Genomic DNA, 17,323 nt, shown 5'->3' with positions numbered 1-17,323 from the left:
AGTGCCACAAAAATGACAACTAGCCATTGCTAGATGTCATTTTTTTTGTTAGACTACCCACTTTATGAGAGAAAGGATATTAAAAACATGAAAGGATTGAACTCTAATTACATTCGAGCGGGCCACCAGGCCTGTAGTATTATTTTAATCACATCATTATTATTAATATTGCATTGCTATTGCTATCTCAGAAGCTATGCCATGGAAATGGTGGAGGAAGAAGCGATAATTATTGAAGAAGAAATAGCAATGAAAAGCACAGAAATAATCTCAGAAATTATTGAAGATGCTGGAAACTCTATAGAAGAAGTTGAAGAAGAAATTGAGGAAGTTGAAAAAACTGTATATGAGATTCCTAGTAGCTATGTAAATCCTGTATCTGGAAACACAGTTAGCTACAATGGAGGAAAAACCATTGAGCGTTCAAGCAAAATCACATATGGTGATTTAGGAGATATTAATGACTTAGCTGAGCCTGATAGCGATGGCTTTATGAAACTGGACGAAAGATATTTGATAGCTGTCGGAAGTAGATTTGACACAGTAGCAGGGCAGTATATCGACCTTGTTCTTGAAAATGGCGTTGTTATTGAATGCATAATGGGTGACGCAAAAGCAGATGTAGATACAGATTCAACAAACACATTCACATATAAATCAAGCTGCTGTAGCGAATTCATTATTGATGAAGCATCTATCCGCTCAGATATTTATGAAAGAGGAAATGCTTCACTTAAATATGCATCATGGGATTCGCCAGTTGTTAGTGTCGTTGTCTACGATCAATATTGCGAAATATAGACAATTGAAAAATTATGGGGAAATTGGTAGCATAAACAGTAGAATGCAAATAAAGGGGGCTAACAGAATATTGTTATGGGGTTTAATATTGGACCAGTAAGACTGACAGAACTATACCGAAAGAAATATGATGCTTTTACAGAAAATTTGGGATTAGCCATATCTGAAGGCAAGAAAATCTCTTTCGCAGATAATGATATAACTAATCTTTTAAAGCTTCAGCATGAGCGCATCATGGACAAGGGGCTTTCTATTGATTACGAAGTTAACGACAAGGAAGAAGAGGACGAATTAGATTTAGGACCAATTGTTCTTAGTGATTGGAAGGATGCTCACTATCAGAATTACGTTTGTCTTGAGGAATATGATGTAAAAAGAACTGTTAAGCAGGATGGCAAAAAGCAATACAGTGACCGCAGACACAACACACTTCATACTGTCATTACAGATGTGACAAGCGGAATAAGAGCTGATTTGGAACCTTGTACTTGCCCCAACTGTGGCGCAGTAAGTACTATTTCTAGATTGGTGGATGGCTGTCCATATTGCAAAACCATGTACAAGATGGACGATTTGTTTCCACGTATCACCAGATATTATTTTACCGAGGATGCAGCACCTAAGGAGCGAGAGGACACCAGGCTTCGCGGAAAGGTGTTGCTTGGCGGGTTAATTTTGGGATTCATTATCGGGGCAATCTTGAATCTGTATTCCATAAACGTATACGATGAGGACTATAATCTTTTTGAACATTTTGTCGTAACTATTTTTGGTATGTTGATTACTTACTCAGCCTTTTGCGTGCTGAATGTTCTAAATCTTATACGCAGGGATATAGTTAATAATGCAGGTAAATGGGGCACGGCAGGTACACATGGCAAGTTCGAGCAAATGATGAAGAAGTATAGCCCTGAGTTTTCCTTCGATTATTTTTCTGGAAAGGCCTTATCTCTTATTAAGACAGCCGTGTATTCAAAAGATGAGCAGGATTTGCTTTTTTACAAGGGACCAGCTCTCGATAAAAGATTCAAAGACATTATCGACATGAACTATGGCAATGCCATGAAGCTTATTAGCTTTACGGAAAATAATGGTTCGGTGACCGTTGCCATGGATGTGTTCTTTGATACGTTGTATGCTTTTGATAACAAAATTAAATACAAGCACGAAAAATACAGAGCCGTATTTCGTAGAAGAGTAGATATTCCGTTGAACCTTCAGTTTTCAATGACACGAATATCTTGCCCTAAATGCTCTGGAAGTTTTAATGCAGTCCTCAACAAGAACTGTCCATTCTGCGGAACTGAATACGACATAGAGTCCCAGGATTGGGTATTGTTGGAGCTTAGTCAATACAACTAACGAGGGTAATTTAGCTATGAACAAAAACGAAAGCAAGTATTTCAAATCGGCTGAAAAGATGCACACTGCACTTATTTCATTAATAGATGAAAAGGATTTTGAATTGATTACTGTTAAAGAAATATGTGAAGTGGCAGGGGTTAACAGATCCACATTTTATCTGCATTATGACAATACGAATGATCTTCTAAAGGAGACCATTGAAGCAGTTTATAAAGATTTCTTTGGCAGGTTTTCTGCAGAGGGACCTAAGGAAGTTAATATTGCTGATAAGACTGATGAGGAACTGTTTTTGATTACACCAAAGTATCTGATGCCGTATTTGGAATTTGTGGAAGATAATCGCAAGCTCTTTCTAATTATGTATGAAAAGAATGAGATGATGGGTGCTGAGAAAACCTACGAGAAATGGTTTAAAGAAATATTTGGACCGATTCTTACTAGATTTGGAGTATCAGAAGAAGAGCAACCATTCATCATGATTTTCTATTTGAATGGTATCATAGGTTTGATTAACGAGTGGCTGGCCAGGGATTGTGCACAGCCAAAAGAGGAAATAATTGGCATAATTCAAAAGTGCATTTTGAGGCCTGCGCATTAGCAACTAAAACTAAATAAATGAAAATACAACACTTTTCATGAATCGTGTTGGGACCTTAGTCCCTGAAATCAACACTTTTCGTGGAAAGTGTTGTTCTGTTTATAGAAGCTTTTTCCTATAATCACATCAAGCTCAAAGCAAGGAGCTGAAAAATGAAAGTGATGGAGGTAAAGATAAATGAGTATCTAAGCTGGTTTATTGCTCGTCAACGGGAGCTATTCCAGAAGAGGAAAAAGGAACAATCAGAGAGTGCGAAGGTTCTATTCCACTTGATCCAGAGAGAATCAAAGGTTGTTATTCAATGTCAAAAGCTATGGCTACAAATGTAGTACTGAAGGCAGCAGCTGATGGATTAAACGCATGTGTAGTTCATCCTTCTGGAATCCTTGGACCAGAAGATTTTGCAATGGGCGAAACAACAAAGACACTTGTAGATATCATCAACGGTGAAATGCCTGCTGGAATAGATGGCAGCTTCAATTTATGTGATGTAAGAGATTTGGCAGACGGTGTTATTGGCGCAGCAGACAAGGGAAAGAGTGGAGAGTGTTACATTCTTGGAAATGAGCCAGTCAGCTTTAAAGATTTCACCAAGCTTGTCTCAGAGGAAAGCGGCTGCAAGCCATTGAAATTCTTTTTGCCAATTTCAGCTGCAAATTTACTTGCAAAGATGCTTGAAAAGAAGGCTAAGAAAACAGGCGAAAAGCCACTTATGACTACATTCTCTGTATACAATTTGGCAAGAAATAATCGATTTGATTCAAGTAAAGCAGCCAAGGAACTTGGCTATACAACCAGACCATACAGAGAAACAATTCGTGATGAAATCAGATGGTTAAAAGACACAGGAAAAATAGCGTAAATAATTTTGATTATGATGGAGGAAAACAAAATGAACAATTTAGACAAAGTATATGCAGAAAGTATTGCAAAGGACTATATGCCAAAGGAAACAAGCAAGGTGCGCCAGCTGAAGAAGCTTGATGACAAGGCGAAAAAGCCAGCATTTATTACAGCTTTATCGGTAGGTATAGTAGGTGCTTTGATTTTAGGAACCGGAATGTGCTTTTCTATGGGCGTGCTTGGATCTGGCATAGCAGCAATGGTATTTGGAATAATTCTTGGAATTATAGGAATTGCAATTTGCATCATTAACTATCCACTATATTTAAAACTACTAAAAAAGGGAAAGTCTATGTATGCATATGAAATTATAGAGCTAGCAAAAGAAATAGCTGAAGAATAATAGTAGGAGACAACAAATTCCAGATAGTGTGAATATTTTTCTTTATTTATGAAGCCATAACATATAGAATAGAAACAATAATTAAAGAGAGTAGGGGGAATAAGTCGTGGTTTTTGAAGAAAAAGAAATCATATTGAAAGATGGAAGAAAATGTAAGTTGCGTTCCATTGATAAGAGTGATTCAGCAGATATGATTGAATATCTACGCATTGTCTCTGGTGAAACTGAGTTTCTGCTTCGTTATGCAGATGAAGTGACATACACTATTGAGGACGAAGCTAAACTTCTTGAGGGCAAGCGCAATGCTCCTAGGGAAATAATGATGGCTGCAGAAGTAGAAGGAAAGCTTGCAGGAACATGTTGCATTATGACAAAGGGAGAGATTCGCAGAATTCGTCATCGTTGTGATTTTGCAATAGCATTGGCGCAGGAGTTTTGTGATTCAGGCCTAGGCACTGAAATGATGAAGTATTCTTTATCTCTGGCTAAAGACATGGGATATGAGCAGGTTGAGTTAGGTGTAGTTGATGGCAATAATCGAGCAAAGCATCTTTATGAAAAGATGGGATTTGTTGAAATCGGCAAGACACTAAAGGCACTGAAGTATGATGATGGTAGTTACCGCGATGAATATCTTATGGTGAAAATGCTATAGGATACACAGGAGAAAGAGAATATATGAAAAAAGTACTGAAAGTGTTAGGGTGCGTTTTGGTTTTAGTCATCTGCGTGGCTTTGATTGCATTGGGAATTACAGGCATTCGCACAAAGCTCACACAGGATGATTATTCCAGTGTATATACAGATGAAAAATATCAGACTCCTGTGGGGGCTGAAAATGTTGAGGTAATTACCCAGGATATTTCCTGCGGATATGCTGTAATTGAAATGTTTTCAGCCTGGAATGGAGGAGATATTACAGAAGAAAGCTTGTATGACCAATATGGCAAAGTCGTTACTTCTACAGGAAATAAGTTTTGCCAGGAGATGAATAAGCAGTTTCCTGAGTACAAAACCGAGATTCACAAGTATGTGAAAAACACCGAGTTCATCGACATCATGTACGATACTCTGGCAGCTGGAAAACCTGTTCCATTTGAGTGGGCAGCTTTGTATGGAGACGAATGGACTTTGCATTATTCATTGATCATCGCTGCAGATATTCCAAACGATAAAATCACTGTAGCCAATCCATACGGCTATTACGAGGAGCTTACACTGGAAGAGCTGCTGGAGCGAACCAGCTTTCAGGCATACGAAAATATGCCACTGTTTATGAAGATGGGATTCGCCATTGGATTGTTTGAGAAGAATACAATTTATTCGGTTGAGTAGGTTTGGTGTTCTGTAGACTGATATATTAATGTGGATTCATAATTCGTGACTTGAGGAGATATTTAGTTAAGTTAAAATATGAAAACCTATTTTTCACTTAAAAAGTGATTTGGCAGTTAAGTGAATATGGAAAGAACAAAAATAAACTTAAAATAAGTTAAAATATTTTAGTTAAAGTTAAGTCGATTATTAGGTAATCAAAAATTCACTTAATAAACAGTGTGATTGAGTTAAGTTTATTTTGCTTATTACATAATAAACTTAAGAAGCGGAGATTTTAGGATGAAAAAGTTAAGTTTATTTTGAGATATTTTTTATACACTTAATTCCATGTTTCATTTTTAAGTGAGATTAAAAAATTTTTAGATTCACTTAACTTTTATTCAATTTGCGTGTAAGTGAATTTGGGGATTTCAGTAATTCACTTAACTTGGTTCCAAAATGCTATCTAAAGACTCATTAATCCATCCTGAAGCTAGCAGATAGAGCTTGATAATTGCTAGAAATAATAAATCACTAGAAAGAAGCTACAAAATATAATGGAACAAAGAACAATAGACACAACAAACATAGCTGACGCTATAAAAATATATAATTCAAATACAGATTTTTTAATTCATCATTTAGGGGAAGATCATATAGATGAAAGCTTCCTTAAAAATGAGCTTGAAGAAATGCTAGCCCATGGTTTTACATCTAACTATATACTTGTAGACAATGAACCAATCGGCATCCTTGACTATATGATAAATGGTGAAGGATATGTTTATCTTTCTCTGATGATGATTACAAAGGAAAAGCAGAAAAATGGCCTAGGCACAGCTGTTTATGATTTCTTTGAGAATAGGGTTCTTAATGATGGAGCACAAATTATTAGAATTGATGTAGTTGATGACTATGAAAATAACGTTCTTCCATTTTGGGAGAAGATGGGATTTGAGACAAAGAGACGTGATGAATTGACTTGGGGTAATAAGAAATCATCAGTCTCAGTTATGGAGAAGGTATTATAAAATGCCCTACGTATATTATGTCAGGTCACTGCGATTGTACAAAAACGTCTTAAAATGTTACACTTAGAAGTAGCGTCTTGAGACGTTTTTTCTTATGCAAAAGGCAGAAAGGATTGATATAGATGAAAGTAGTATTTATGGGTACACCCGATTTTGCGGTGGAGACTTTAAAGGCAATATATGAGGCTGGGCATGAAGTTATCCTTGCAGTGTCTCAGCCAGATAAGCCAAAGGGACGTAGTGGAAAGCTTCAGCCTACTCCAGTAAAGGAATTTGCAATGGAGCATGATATCCCAGTTTATCAGCCAGTTAAAATCAGGGCAGAGGAGTCGGTAGAGTATTTACGTCAGTTCCAGGCAGATGTATTTGTTGTGGCTGCATTTGGACAGATTCTTCCAAAGGTTATCCTTGATATGCCACGCCTTGGCTGCGTAAATGTTCACGGCTCACTTCTTCCAAAGTATCGTGGTGCAGCACCAATTCAGTGGGCTGTTATCAACGGAGAAAAGGTATCGGGAAACACAACAATGCTTATGGGCCCAGGTCTTGATGATGGTGATATGCTTCTTAAATCAGAGATTGAGCTTGCTAAAGATGAGACAGGCGGCAGCCTCTTTGATAAGCTTGCTCTTGATGGTGGACAGCTTGCAGTAAAGACAATCGAGGCTCTTGATAGAGGAGAAATCACACCAATCCCTCAGGATGAATCACAGGCTACACACGTAGGTATGATTTCAAAGGATATGGGAAATATTGATTGGACTAAGCCAGCAGAGGAGATTGAGCGCCTTATCAGAGGCCTTAATCCATGGCCATCAGCATTTACATTTATTAATGGTAAGCAGCTAAAGCTTTGGAAAGCAACTGTAGTTGATAAGTCAGGTGAGGCTGGCACAGTTATTGATGTAAATAAAAACGTATTTACCATAGCTTGCGGCAGCAAGGCTCTCGAGATTAATGAGCTTCAGCTTGAAGGCAAAAAGCGTATGGCAGCTGGTGATTTCCTTAGAGGATATCAGCTTGAGACTGGTGCCAAACTATCAAATAGTAAGAATTAATTAGAGGATATTTGATGTCAGATAACAATAAGATAAACACGAGAATGATTGCTTTTGAAACTCTACTTGAGATTCTTGAGCATGGGCAGTTCTCACATATATATTTAAAAGCTGTTTTAGATAAATACGCATATCTCGATAAAAACGAGAGAGCATTTATCACACGTCTTGTAAACGGCACAGTGGAGCGAAAGCTTCAGCTTGATTACATTATTGACAGCTTTTCAAAAACAAAGGCTAAAAAAATGAAGCCTGTGATTCGCACCATTATGCGAATGGGGTCTTATGAAATCTTTTACATGGATTCAGTTCCAGACTCTGCAACCTGCAATGAATACGTAAAGATTGCAAAGAAAAAAGGCTTTACTGGTTTGTCTGGATTTGTTAACGGAGTACTTAGAAACATTTCCAGGCAGAAAGCAGAGGTTAAGTTTACAGATTTGTGCACAAAGTACTCCATGCCACAGTGGATTGTGGACAAGTGGACTGCTGAGTATGGCAAAGAACAGACAGAAGAAATTCTGGGAGGCTTTTACGAACCACAGGATCTTTGCATCAGGGTCAACCTTAGCAAAGTGACCAGGGAAGAACTGAAAGAAAAATTGGAAGGCAGAAACATTTCAGTACGTATATGCGATACAATCGACAGCGCATGTTACATCAATGGATACGATTCTTTGGCAAGTATTCCAGAATTTAATCAAGGTCTTTTCTATATTCAGGATTATTCTTCTCAGCTTGTACCATACAGGGCAGGCATCAAGGATACTGATAAAGTCATTGATGTGTGTGCAGCACCAGGAGGCAAAGCGCTTCATGCGGCACAGATTGCTTCCAAAGGAAGTGTGGAAGCCAGAGACCTTACCGAAGCAAAGGTTTCTATTATAAATGAAAACATACAAAGAACCGGGGCAACCAACATCATTGCCAAGCAGTGGGATGCTACAGAATTTGACCAGGAAGCAGAAAATCAGTATGATGTGGTAATTGCTGATTTACCATGCTCAGGTCTTGGTATTATCAGAAAGAAGCCGGATATTAAATACAATCAGACAGAAGAAAGCTTGAATGAGCTGGTACAGCTTCAGGCCAATATACTGGAGAATGTTTGTAGATATGTAAAGGCCGGCGGAACATTGTGCTATAGCACATGTACTATTAACAAAGATGAAAACGAAAATCAGGTAAACAACTTCTTATCATCACATAAGGAGTTTACAATGGTTAGCATGGAGCAGCTATTGCCTGATTCTAGTCACGATGGATTTTTTATATGTGTAATGAAAAAGAACTAGTAGACATTAGGTCTCTAAATTTAAACGAACTAACAGAATTTATCACAGCTGACTTGGGAGAGCCCAAATATAGAGCTAAGCAGCTTTATGAGTGGATGCATCAGCATTTGGCACAGGATTATGACGAGATGAAAAACATTCCAAAGTCTCTCAAGGAAAAGCTAAAAGACAGATGCAACTATCATCCATTAAAGCAAATCGATTTACAGGTTTCAAAAATCGATGGTACTCGCAAATATCTTTTCGAGCTATATGATGGAGAAATGGTAGAGAGCGTTTGGATGAGCTACAAGCATGGTAACTCTGTGTGCATCAGCTCTCAGGTTGGATGCAAAATGGGATGTCGTTTCTGTGCATCTACACTAAACGGATGGGTGAGAAACCTGACAGCTTCAGAGATGCTTGGACAGATATATGCCATCCAAAGGGATACAGGAGAGCGTGTTTCCAATTTAGTTGTTATGGGCACAGGCGAGCCAATGGACAACTATGATAATATAGTTAAATTTGTTAGACTATTATCAGATGAAAATGGACTGAATATTTCTCAGCGAAATATCACAGTCAGCACATGTGGTATTGTTCCTCGCATAAAGCAACTTGCAGATGAGGATTTGACAATCACACTTGCCATTTCCTTACATGCACCAAACCAGCAGAAGCGAGCAGAGCTTATGCCAATTGCAAACAAGTATGAGATTCATGAGCTAATCGATGCTTGTGAATACTATTTCAACAAGACAGGTCGAAGAATTACTTTCGAATATTCCCTTGTTGGTGGCGTCAATGATAGAGACCAGGATGCCACAGAATTAGGTGAATTAATAGGTCATCTTAACTGCCATGTGAACCTCATTCCGGTGAACCCAATTAAGGAGCGCGATTTCGTTTCACCAAGCATGGACAGGGCCTACGCATTCCAAAAAAAGATTGAAAAATACGTGAATAATGCTACTATTAGAAGGGAAATGGGTCGCGATATTGATGGGGCCTGTGGACAACTTAGAAAGCGAACAATGGACGCAAAAGACGCTTCGAAAGGGACTACTTAATGATAAGCTATGAAAAAACTGATGTCGGTGTCAAGAGAAAGGTAAATCAAGACACTATCTATGCATCTGACGCAAGGGTTGGAAAGCTTCCAAACCTTTATATTGTGGCCGATGGCATGGGTGGAGAATTGGCAGGTGATTATGCTTCTGCAAAATGCGTGGAAATCATAATTAATTCAATTACCAATTCAAATGAGCTTGAGACTGTCCGAATCTTAGAGCAGGCTATTCAGACAGCAAACAATCGCATATTTACAGAGTCTCATAAGGATTCTAGCAAAACTGGTATGGGGACTACTTTGGTCTTAGCTACTGTTTTCGATGGACATCTTTATGTGGCAAATGTGGGTGATAGTAGACTCTACGTTGCTAATGGAGCAATGCTAAAGCAGGTTACAAAGGACCACTCTGTTGTTGCTGAACTAGTTAGAACTGGTGAGTTAGATAAAGACGATGCTAAATATGACAAACGTAAGAACATGATTACTCGAGCTATCGGAGCTGAGGAAACTATTACACCAGATTATTTTGATGTGGAAATCAGCGGTAATGAACACATCCTTCTTTGCTCAGATGGATTGACCAATATGGTTGAGGATCAGGAAATCTATGAGATTCTCACATCTGAGGAGACCATTGAAAGCAGGGCAAACAAGCTCGTTGAGCGTGCCAATGCAAATGGTGGCAAAGACAATGTTTCAGTTATTATTATCGAATAAGAAATAGGTTGTATAAAGGAGAATACATGATTACACAAGGCGTATTTATAGCAGATAGATATGAAGTAATAGATAGAGTTGGATCAGGCGGAATGTCTGATGTTTATCGTGCAAAGGATCATATTCTTGGCCGTGAAGTTGCAATAAAGATTTTAAAGCAGGAATTTTCCGAGGATGCTACATTTGTAGCAAAGTTCAGAACTGAGGCTCAGTCAGCAGCAGGTCTTGAACATCCAAATATCGTTAATATATATGATGTAGGTTCTGAAAACGGAATGTACTTCATCGTTATGGAGTATGTAGAGGGTATTACTCTCAAGACATACATCGAGAAAAAGGGACAGCTCAATTTCAAGGAAGCTATCTCAATTGCCATCCAGGTTGGACGTGGTATCGAGGCTGCTCATCAAAAGGGCATTATCCATCGTGATATCAAGCCTCAGAACATTATCATTTCCACAGAAGGAAAGGTTAAGGTTACAGATTTTGGTATTGCTCATGCAGCAAGCTCAAACACAATCCACGCAGATGTGATGGGTTCAGTTCACTATTCATCACCAGAGCAGGCTAGAAACGGTTTTGTTGATGGAAAAAGTGATATTTACTCACTGGGTATTGTTATGTACGAAATGGTTACAGGCCGTGTTCCATTCGATGGAGACAATACAGTTGCAATCGCAATCCAGCATTTACAGGAGGAGATGGTAGCACCTTCAGCATATGCACCAGACCTTCCTATTTCACTTGAGAAAATCATCCTCAAGGCTACAATGAAGTCACCAGATAGAAGATATCCAACTATCTCTGATATGCTTATGGATTTAAAGAAAGCACTTGTTAGCCCTAATGAGGATTTCGTTACAATCGTTGGTGCGGCAGATCTTGGTCAGACAAAGGTTATGCCAAAGGTTCCTGTTGAGACAGAGGAATCTATTACAAAGAAGGCAGCAGCAGCACTTATCTTCGACGATGAATATGATGACGAAGAAGAGTACTATGATGACGATGAATACTATGATGATGACGAATACTATGACGATGATGACGAGGATGAAGAAGATTCTAAGATGGACAGAATCATGACATTCGCAGGCATTGGCGTTGGTGTTGCTATTGTAGCTATTCTTGTAGCAATTCTTGGAAATGTTTTTGGTGTTTTCAATTTTGGTGCAAAGAAAGTAACAATGGTAAATGTTGTTGGTTCATCATACGAGTCAGCAGTTGAACAGCTTGAAGAACTTGGCCTTGATTCAGAGGATAACATCGTTGTTTCATATGAGGAAAATGACGATTACGAAGATGGAACTGTTATCTATCAGTCAGTAGCAGAGGGCGAGGAGTTCTCTCTCAAGGATACATTAAGACTTACTGTTGCAGGTGAAGATACATCAAGCAGCTCAGATGATTCATCATCTAGCTCATCAGACTCAAGCTCTGGAGATTCTAGTAGCTCAAGCAGTTCTGGCAGCTCAAGTAGCTCAAGCAATGACAATTCATCATCTACTTCAACAGATTCAGATTCTACAGTTGCAGTACCAAGTGTAGTTGGTCTTTCTCAGGCTGAAGCTACAACAGTTTTGGATGCAAAGGGAATCGTTGTTACAAGCACAACACAGGAATACTCAGATGATGTTGCTTCTGGTTCAGTAATTAGCCAGTCAATTGAAGCTGGTGAAATGGTTGCTCCAAACACAAGCATTACACTTGTAATCAGCAAGGGCAAGAAAGAGACTACATACAGCTACACAGTTTCAAACCCATTTGATGGTCCATGCACATACTCAATTGCAGAGACAAACCAGTCAGGTAATATTCCAAAGAATGGTGCAATCAACATTAGCAATTCACCAAAGTCTTCACTTACTATTACATTGACTTACACTCCTACAATTACTGCATCAGATGGAAGTACAGTAGCTCTTGATGACCAAACTGAAACCAAAACCGAAACTATACAGGGTACAGTTGAGCAATAATGACAGGAAAAATAATTAAAGGTATCGCCGGGTTCTACTACGTATACGTGGAGGACCAGGGTGTATACGAGTGTAAGGCCAAGGGGGCCTTCAGAAAAGATAAAATAAAGCCTTTGGTAGGAGATGACGTTACAATTGACGTCATCTCTTCCGAGGAAATGACGGGCAATGTTATAAGCATTTTGCCGCGAAAGTCTGAGCTTATCAGACCGGCTGTTGCAAATGTTGATCAAGCATTGCTCATTTTTGCAACTAAAAATCCTGAGCCAAATCTCAATCTTTTAGACAGATTCTTGTGTATGATGGAGGAGCAGGATTTGCCTATCGTCATTTGCTTCAACAAGGAAGACATAGCAGACGAGGGCTTTGAAGAAAGAATGCGAGCTACTTACGAAAATGCAGGATACAAGGTTATTTTCTGTTCTGCAAAAAACGACGAGGGCATAGATGGCATTCGAGAAATATTAAAAGGCAAAACATCTACCGTTGCAGGACCATCCGGTGTTGGCAAAAGCTCCATAGTCAATAAACTGACTGAAGGCCAGACAATGGAAACAGGAGAGGTTTCTGAAAAAATTGGTAGAGGAAAACATACGACACGTCATTCCGAGCTTTTATATTTAGGTGACGACACATTCATTATGGACACACCAGGTTTCTCATCTTTGTTTGTACCAAAGATTGAGCCTGTGGATTTATATACCTTATTTCCTGAGTTCATAGAGCCAGCATCTTGTTGTAAATTTACAGGCTGCGCTCATGACAAGGAGCCAAGCTGTGGTGTAAAAGATGCTGTGGCATCTGGCGAAATCGCAGCCAGCAGATACGAGAACTACCTTCAGATTTATTCTGAAATGGTTAATGAAAGGAATAATAAATACAGGTAATGATTATGGAAAAATGTTTAGCACCTTCAATTTTGTCAGCGGATTTTGGAATTTTAAAACAACAGCTAGAAGTCATTGATGAGGCTGGAGCACAGTATGTTCATTTCGATGTAATGGACGGAGTTTTTGTGCCAAGCATCAGCTTTGGACTTCCTGTTCTAAAAACAATTCGTAAATACACAGACAGAATGATGGATGTGCATTTGATGATAGTAGATCCTGAGCGTTACGTTAAGGATTTTGCTGAGGCAGGAGCAGATATTATTACAGTCCACGCTGAGGCATGCAAGCATTTGGATGCAACGATTGAATTGATTAAGGCCAGTGGTGCTATGGCCGGTGTAGCAATCAATCCAGCAACTCCACTTAGTGCAATTAGCCATGTTTTGGAAAAGGTAGATATGGTTCTTATCATGACAGTCAATCCAGGTTTTGGAGGACAGTCATTGATTCCATACACACTTGATAAAGTAAGAGAGCTATCACAGCTTTTAAATCAAAAGGGATTAAAGATTGATATTGAAGTTGATGGTGGCATTAATAAAGACACTATTGATGATGCTTTAGATGCAGGAGCCAATATTATCGTAGCTGGCTCAGCTGTGTTTAACGGCGATATTTCAGCAAACGTTGAAGCTCTTATGGAGAAAATGCGATGATAGTTATAATTGGTGGCGGTAGCATCAATACAAGCTTTGCAAAAGAATTCATTGATAGGCTAGATAAATCTTCATTAAGCATAATGGCATGTGACAGTGGTTATGAAAACTGTCTTGCCATTGGCTTAGAGCCTGATATAGTGATTGGAGATTTTGATTCAATATCTAGGGAAGCATACGAAAAGCTTCAGCATAGCAATGCCGAGGTAATCAAGCTCAATCCTGTAAAGGATGATACAGATATTGAAGCAGCCGTAAATATAGCAATTCATAAAACTTCCTTCGGGGAGTTTATTTATATTTTAGGAGGCACAGGCAAACGCCTGGATCACTTCCTTGGAAATGTAAATCTTCTTGGTATGGGCTGCCTGAAACAGCGTAAGGTTGTAATTGTAGATGAGTATAATTACATTCAAATGATTTCGGCCGGGCAGGTTCTTGATCTTTCCAGAGAGGGAGAGGGAGCCCAATTTGGTCATTATGTTTCGATATTCCCTTATGGAGGCAAGGCTGCTGGAGTGACCATGACAGGATTCAAATATCCTTTGGAAAATGCCACTATAGAAGGGTTTAATACTTTGACAGTTAGTAACGAACTAATAGAATCGGTTGGTAGCATTACATTAAAAGAAGGATATTTAATAGTGTGTGAAACAAGAGATGCAATTTAGCATCTCTTGTTTAATGAGAAGATTTCTTAATAAGCATAAAAGAACCAAACACCTATTGACCTAGTAGGTATTTGGTGATATCTTCATTAACAGACTAGGTTACTAGGTAAAAGGAGCAACTTAGAATAATGTTAAAGAAAGGTAGTAGTTATGTTTGTATATGCAGATAATGCAGCGACAACAGCTGTTAGTAAAAAAGTAGTGGATGCCATGCTTCCATATTTCACAGAAGTTTATGGAAATCCATCAAGCCTTTATTCGGTAGGTCAGAAGGCAAAGGAAGTATTAGAGGAATCAAGAGAAAAGGTGGCAGCCATTTTAGGTGCGAAGCCTAGAGAAATATATTTTACATCAGGCGGAAGTGAGGCAGATAATCAGGCAATCATGTCTGCCGCAAAAGCAGGTGCAAAGAAGGGGAAGAAGCATATCATTTCTTCGAAGTTTGAACATCATGCAGTGCTTCATACACTTCAGGCGTTGGAAAAGGAAGGCTTTGAAATCACACTTGTAGATGTGCATGAGAATGGTGTGGTAGATCCAAAGGAAATCGAGGATGCGATTCGTGAGGATACAGCACTTGTTACTATCATGTATGCCAACAACGAGATCGGAACAATCCAACCAATCGCAGAAATCGGAAGAATCTGTCGTGAGAAGAAGGTATGGTTCCATACAGATGCAGTTCAGGCTATTAGCCATGTTCACATCAATGTTGAAGAGCAGAATATTGATATGCTTTCAATTTCAGCTCACAAGTTCCATGGACCAAAGGGTGTAGGAGTTCTTTATGTAAAGGGCGGTATCCCAGTGTCTAACGTAATCTACGGTGGGGCTCAGGAAAGAGGAAAGAGAGCAGGCACAGAAAACCTTGCAGGCATTGTAGGACTTACAGTTGCACTTGAGGATGCTGTTGCAAATATTGACGCAAACAACGAGCATCTTGCACCTCTTCAGGAAAGACTTATCCAGGGATTATCTCAGATTCCATATTCAGAGTTAAATGGAGACAGACACGCTAGAGTTACATCAAATGTTAACTTCTGTTTCGAGGGAATTGAGGGAGAATCACTTTTATTACTACTAGACGACAAGGGCGTAGCAGTTTCATCGGGCTCTGCCTGTACATCAGGCTCATTAGACCCAAGCCATGTACTTCTTGCAATCGGCAGACCACACGAGGTAGCTCACGGTTCACTAAGAATCTCACTTGGCGAGGATGCAACAGAAGAGCAGGTGGACTACATTATCAAATCTGTATCAGAGGTGATTGAGTACCTTAGAAGCTTTTCACCATTCTGGGGTGATTTAATTAGCGGCAAGAGAAATCACGTATTTGCAGAGCACAAAGAAATTGCTTAAAAACACAAGAGAGAAGGAGTAGAAAGATGGCATTATATAGTGAAAAGGTCATGGACCATTTTAGAAACCCAAGAAATGTAGGAGTTATTGAAGACGCCGATGGAATAGGTGAAGTAGGAAATCCTGTTTGCGGCGATATCATGAAAATATATCTTAAGATTAATGACGAACAGATAATTGATGATGTTAAGTTTGAGACATTTGGATGTGGCAGCGCCATTGCATCAAGCTCAATGGCTACAGAGCTCATTATGGGAAAGCCGGTATCAGAAGCTTTACAGCTCACCAACAAAGCCGTAACAGAAGCTTTAGATGGACTTCCACCACACAAGCTACACTGTTCAGTTCTTGCTGAAGAAGCAATAAAATCTGCTGTAAAGGACTACTACGACAAAAATGACATAGAGTACGATCCAGCAGATTTTCCTGAAGAGCATGATTGTGAAGCTTGCCATGTAAACTAAGCTTCGTTTACAAGATCACTAAGTTTCTTTCCATAGAAGAAATCACGTTCTAACAAATAAAACTCGGTCCACATAGGAAGAGTTTTACAAACACCTTCACGAGGGCAGTCTTTTGCACCGTCGGCCAAGCAAGCCACAGGAGCAAGGCTGCCTTCAAGTAATTCTATAATCTCACCAATAGAATATTCCTCAGGCTTTCTAGTAAGTCTATATCCACCGCCTTTACCGCTGACACCAGCCACAAGGCCACCCTTAACCAATTCCTTAACTATTATTTCCAAATACTTCTTAGAAATATCCTGACGCTCAGCAATATCCTTAAGCGGAATGTAAGCCTCGCTATCTTGCTGCGCCAAGTCAATCATTACACGAAGTGCATATCTACCTTTAGTACTAAACATATCGTACCTCCTTAATAACACTATAATATCCTAGGTAAATAGGTAAATCAAGTGGAGTGTTTTTCGTGCCACCATCCAACTAATCCCAAATGAAATATATCTTGGGCTTCCCCTGGGCCACGCCGCACCACTGTCAGTATGTAACGATTTCGCGAGTATTATAGTTTTTCTTGACGCAAAAGGTGAGCATTCAGCAGGTGTCTTATTGCGGGATGAACTTTTTCTGAATCTGTATAGGCTAGGACGGACACATTATAACTAACAATATGGATTTTCAAAGCTATGGTACCTTGGGCTCATATTACATTCGTTAAGTAGAACTATAAAAGAGATATTTGTATGGATGAGCACCGTGGCACATTCAACGTCCTGTTTCAAGTGACCACTGCTGCCGCCGTCCCAATGTCATTTAGATAGAAATAAT

The 17,323-nt window shown here is 39.2% G+C and carries 19 protein-coding genes; 18 read left to right on the top strand and 1 reads right to left on the bottom strand.

Going from position 1 to position 17,323, the window contains the following annotated elements; translation table 11 throughout:
• Positions 1–87 precede the first annotated feature (87 nt).
• From E7274_RS13790 to nifU, 18 genes are all read left to right on the top strand, one after another.
• Positions 88–801, top strand: coding sequence for a hypothetical protein (locus E7274_RS13790; RefSeq protein WP_304176674.1), 714 nt, complete (start codon positions 88–90; stop codon positions 799–801).
• A gap of 75 nt (positions 802–876) precedes the next feature.
• Positions 877–2,163 (top strand): hypothetical protein, encoded by a 1,287-nt coding sequence (locus tag E7274_RS13785; protein WP_304176671.1) that lies wholly within the window; start codon positions 877–879, stop codon positions 2,161–2,163.
• A gap of 16 nt (positions 2,164–2,179) precedes the next feature.
• Positions 2,180–2,764, top strand: a complete 585-nt coding sequence (locus E7274_RS13780; protein ID WP_304176668.1) for a TetR/AcrR family transcriptional regulator — start codon at positions 2,180–2,182, stop codon at positions 2,762–2,764.
• A gap of 190 nt (positions 2,765–2,954) precedes the next feature.
• Positions 2,955–3,626: an NAD-dependent epimerase/dehydratase family protein gene (locus E7274_RS13775; protein ID WP_330598853.1), complete on the top strand. Its 672-nt coding sequence runs from the start codon at positions 2,955–2,957 to the stop codon at positions 3,624–3,626.
• Positions 3,627–3,656: 30 nt separating this feature from the next.
• Positions 3,657–4,010: a dihydropteridine reductase gene (locus E7274_RS13770; protein WP_090479881.1), complete on the top strand. Its 354-nt coding sequence runs from the start codon at positions 3,657–3,659 to the stop codon at positions 4,008–4,010.
• A 106-nt stretch (positions 4,011–4,116) separates the two neighbouring features.
• Positions 4,117–4,665: a GNAT family N-acetyltransferase gene (locus E7274_RS13765; protein WP_304176666.1), complete on the top strand. Its 549-nt coding sequence runs from the start codon at positions 4,117–4,119 to the stop codon at positions 4,663–4,665.
• A 23-nt stretch (positions 4,666–4,688) separates the two neighbouring features.
• Positions 4,689–5,345 carry a hypothetical protein gene (locus E7274_RS13760; RefSeq protein WP_304176663.1) on the top strand — a complete coding sequence of 219 codons (657 nt, stop codon included), beginning with the start codon at positions 4,689–4,691 and terminating at the stop codon, positions 5,343–5,345.
• 539 nt (positions 5,346–5,884) lie between these two features.
• Positions 5,885–6,358: a GNAT family N-acetyltransferase gene (locus E7274_RS13755; protein ID WP_304176660.1), complete on the top strand. Its 474-nt coding sequence runs from the start codon at positions 5,885–5,887 to the stop codon at positions 6,356–6,358.
• Positions 6,359–6,480: 122 nt separating this feature from the next.
• Positions 6,481–7,416 carry a methionyl-tRNA formyltransferase gene (gene fmt / locus E7274_RS13750; RefSeq protein ID WP_304176657.1) on the top strand — a complete coding sequence of 312 codons (936 nt, stop codon included), beginning with the start codon at positions 6,481–6,483 and terminating at the stop codon, positions 7,414–7,416.
• A 14-nt stretch (positions 7,417–7,430) separates the two neighbouring features.
• Positions 7,431–8,711 carry a 16S rRNA (cytosine(967)-C(5))-methyltransferase RsmB gene (gene rsmB / locus E7274_RS13745; RefSeq protein WP_304176654.1) on the top strand — a complete coding sequence of 427 codons (1,281 nt, stop codon included), beginning with the start codon at positions 7,431–7,433 and terminating at the stop codon, positions 8,709–8,711.
• On the top strand, positions 8,690–9,763 hold the full coding sequence (gene rlmN, locus E7274_RS13740; protein ID WP_304176651.1) for a 23S rRNA (adenine(2503)-C(2))-methyltransferase RlmN: 1,074 nt from the start codon (positions 8,690–8,692) through the stop codon (positions 9,761–9,763). Before rsmB ends, rlmN begins: the two co-directional genes overlap by 22 nt.
• Complete coding sequence (locus E7274_RS13735) at positions 9,763–10,482, top strand: Stp1/IreP family PP2C-type Ser/Thr phosphatase (RefSeq protein ID WP_304176648.1); 720 nt, start codon at positions 9,763–9,765, stop codon at positions 10,480–10,482. Before rlmN ends, E7274_RS13735 begins: the two co-directional genes overlap by 1 nt.
• 26 nt (positions 10,483–10,508) lie before the next feature.
• Positions 10,509–12,458 carry a Stk1 family PASTA domain-containing Ser/Thr kinase gene (gene pknB / locus E7274_RS13730; RefSeq protein ID WP_304176646.1) on the top strand — a complete coding sequence of 650 codons (1,950 nt, stop codon included), beginning with the start codon at positions 10,509–10,511 and terminating at the stop codon, positions 12,456–12,458.
• A complete protein-coding gene (rsgA, locus tag E7274_RS13725) occupies positions 12,458–13,345 on the top strand; it encodes a ribosome small subunit-dependent GTPase A (RefSeq protein ID WP_304176645.1) in 888 nt (295 codons plus the stop codon). The genes pknB and rsgA overlap by 1 nt, the downstream gene beginning before the upstream one ends.
• A 5-nt stretch (positions 13,346–13,350) precedes the next feature.
• Positions 13,351–14,004: a ribulose-phosphate 3-epimerase gene (gene rpe, locus E7274_RS13720; RefSeq protein ID WP_081821948.1), complete on the top strand. Its 654-nt coding sequence runs from the start codon at positions 13,351–13,353 to the stop codon at positions 14,002–14,004.
• Positions 14,001–14,675, top strand: coding sequence for a thiamine diphosphokinase (locus E7274_RS13715; protein WP_304176642.1), 675 nt, complete (start codon positions 14,001–14,003; stop codon positions 14,673–14,675). The genes rpe and E7274_RS13715 overlap by 4 nt, the downstream gene beginning before the upstream one ends.
• A 150-nt stretch (positions 14,676–14,825) precedes the next feature.
• A complete protein-coding gene (gene nifS / locus E7274_RS13710; RefSeq protein ID WP_044933795.1) occupies positions 14,826–16,034 on the top strand; it encodes a cysteine desulfurase NifS in 1,209 nt (402 codons plus the stop codon).
• Positions 16,035–16,060: 26 nt separating this feature from the next.
• On the top strand, positions 16,061–16,498 hold the full coding sequence (gene nifU, locus E7274_RS13705) for a Fe-S cluster assembly scaffold protein NifU (RefSeq protein WP_304176640.1): 438 nt from the start codon (positions 16,061–16,063) through the stop codon (positions 16,496–16,498).
• On the opposite strand, the gene E7274_RS13700 is transcribed toward nifU, so the two are convergent.
• Complete coding sequence (locus E7274_RS13700) at positions 16,495–16,899, bottom strand: RrF2 family transcriptional regulator (protein ID WP_033153833.1); 405 nt, start codon at positions 16,897–16,899, stop codon at positions 16,495–16,497. The two genes, nifU and E7274_RS13700, sit on opposite strands and share 4 nt — an antisense overlap.
• Positions 16,900–17,323 lie beyond the last annotated feature (424 nt).

Origin of the sequence: Pseudobutyrivibrio ruminis, assembly GCF_015057245.1 — a bacterium.
Taxonomy (GTDB): Bacteria; Bacillota; Clostridia; order Lachnospirales; family Lachnospiraceae; genus Pseudobutyrivibrio; species Pseudobutyrivibrio ruminis_E.
This window is presented reverse-complemented; position numbering and strand designations above follow the sequence as displayed.

Bases quoted from the DNA above. Each gene is read 5' to 3' on its own strand.
- rlmN (WP_304176651.1), top strand. From the start codon at position 8,690: ATGTGTAATGAAAAAGAACTAGTAGACATTAGGTCTCTAAATTTAAAC.
- E7274_RS13790 (WP_304176674.1), top strand. From the start codon at position 88: ATGAAAGGATTGAACTCTAATTACATTCGAGCGGGCCACCAGGCCTGT.
- E7274_RS13760 (WP_304176663.1), top strand. From the start codon at position 4,689: ATGAAAAAAGTACTGAAAGTGTTAGGGTGCGTTTTGGTTTTAGTCATC.
- rpe (WP_081821948.1), top strand. From the start codon at position 13,351: ATGGAAAAATGTTTAGCACCTTCAATTTTGTCAGCGGATTTTGGAATT.
- rsmB (WP_304176654.1), top strand. From the start codon at position 7,431: ATGTCAGATAACAATAAGATAAACACGAGAATGATTGCTTTTGAAACT.
- E7274_RS13755 (WP_304176660.1), top strand. From the start codon at position 5,885: ATGGAACAAAGAACAATAGACACAACAAACATAGCTGACGCTATAAAA.
- E7274_RS13770 (WP_090479881.1), top strand. From the start codon at position 3,657: ATGAACAATTTAGACAAAGTATATGCAGAAAGTATTGCAAAGGACTAT.
- nifS (WP_044933795.1), top strand. From the start codon at position 14,826: ATGTTTGTATATGCAGATAATGCAGCGACAACAGCTGTTAGTAAAAAA.
- E7274_RS13735 (WP_304176648.1), top strand. From the start codon at position 9,763: ATGATAAGCTATGAAAAAACTGATGTCGGTGTCAAGAGAAAGGTAAAT.
- rsgA (WP_304176645.1), top strand. From the start codon at position 12,458: ATGACAGGAAAAATAATTAAAGGTATCGCCGGGTTCTACTACGTATAC.
- nifU (WP_304176640.1), top strand. From the start codon at position 16,061: ATGGCATTATATAGTGAAAAGGTCATGGACCATTTTAGAAACCCAAGA.
- pknB (WP_304176646.1), top strand. From the start codon at position 10,509: ATGATTACACAAGGCGTATTTATAGCAGATAGATATGAAGTAATAGAT.
- E7274_RS13780 (WP_304176668.1), top strand. From the start codon at position 2,180: ATGAACAAAAACGAAAGCAAGTATTTCAAATCGGCTGAAAAGATGCAC.
- E7274_RS13715 (WP_304176642.1), top strand. From the start codon at position 14,001: ATGATAGTTATAATTGGTGGCGGTAGCATCAATACAAGCTTTGCAAAA.
- fmt (WP_304176657.1), top strand. From the start codon at position 6,481: ATGAAAGTAGTATTTATGGGTACACCCGATTTTGCGGTGGAGACTTTA.
- E7274_RS13700 (WP_033153833.1), bottom strand. From the start codon at position 16,899: ATGTTTAGTACTAAAGGTAGATATGCACTTCGTGTAATGATTGACTTG.
- E7274_RS13785 (WP_304176671.1), top strand. From the start codon at position 877: ATGGGGTTTAATATTGGACCAGTAAGACTGACAGAACTATACCGAAAG.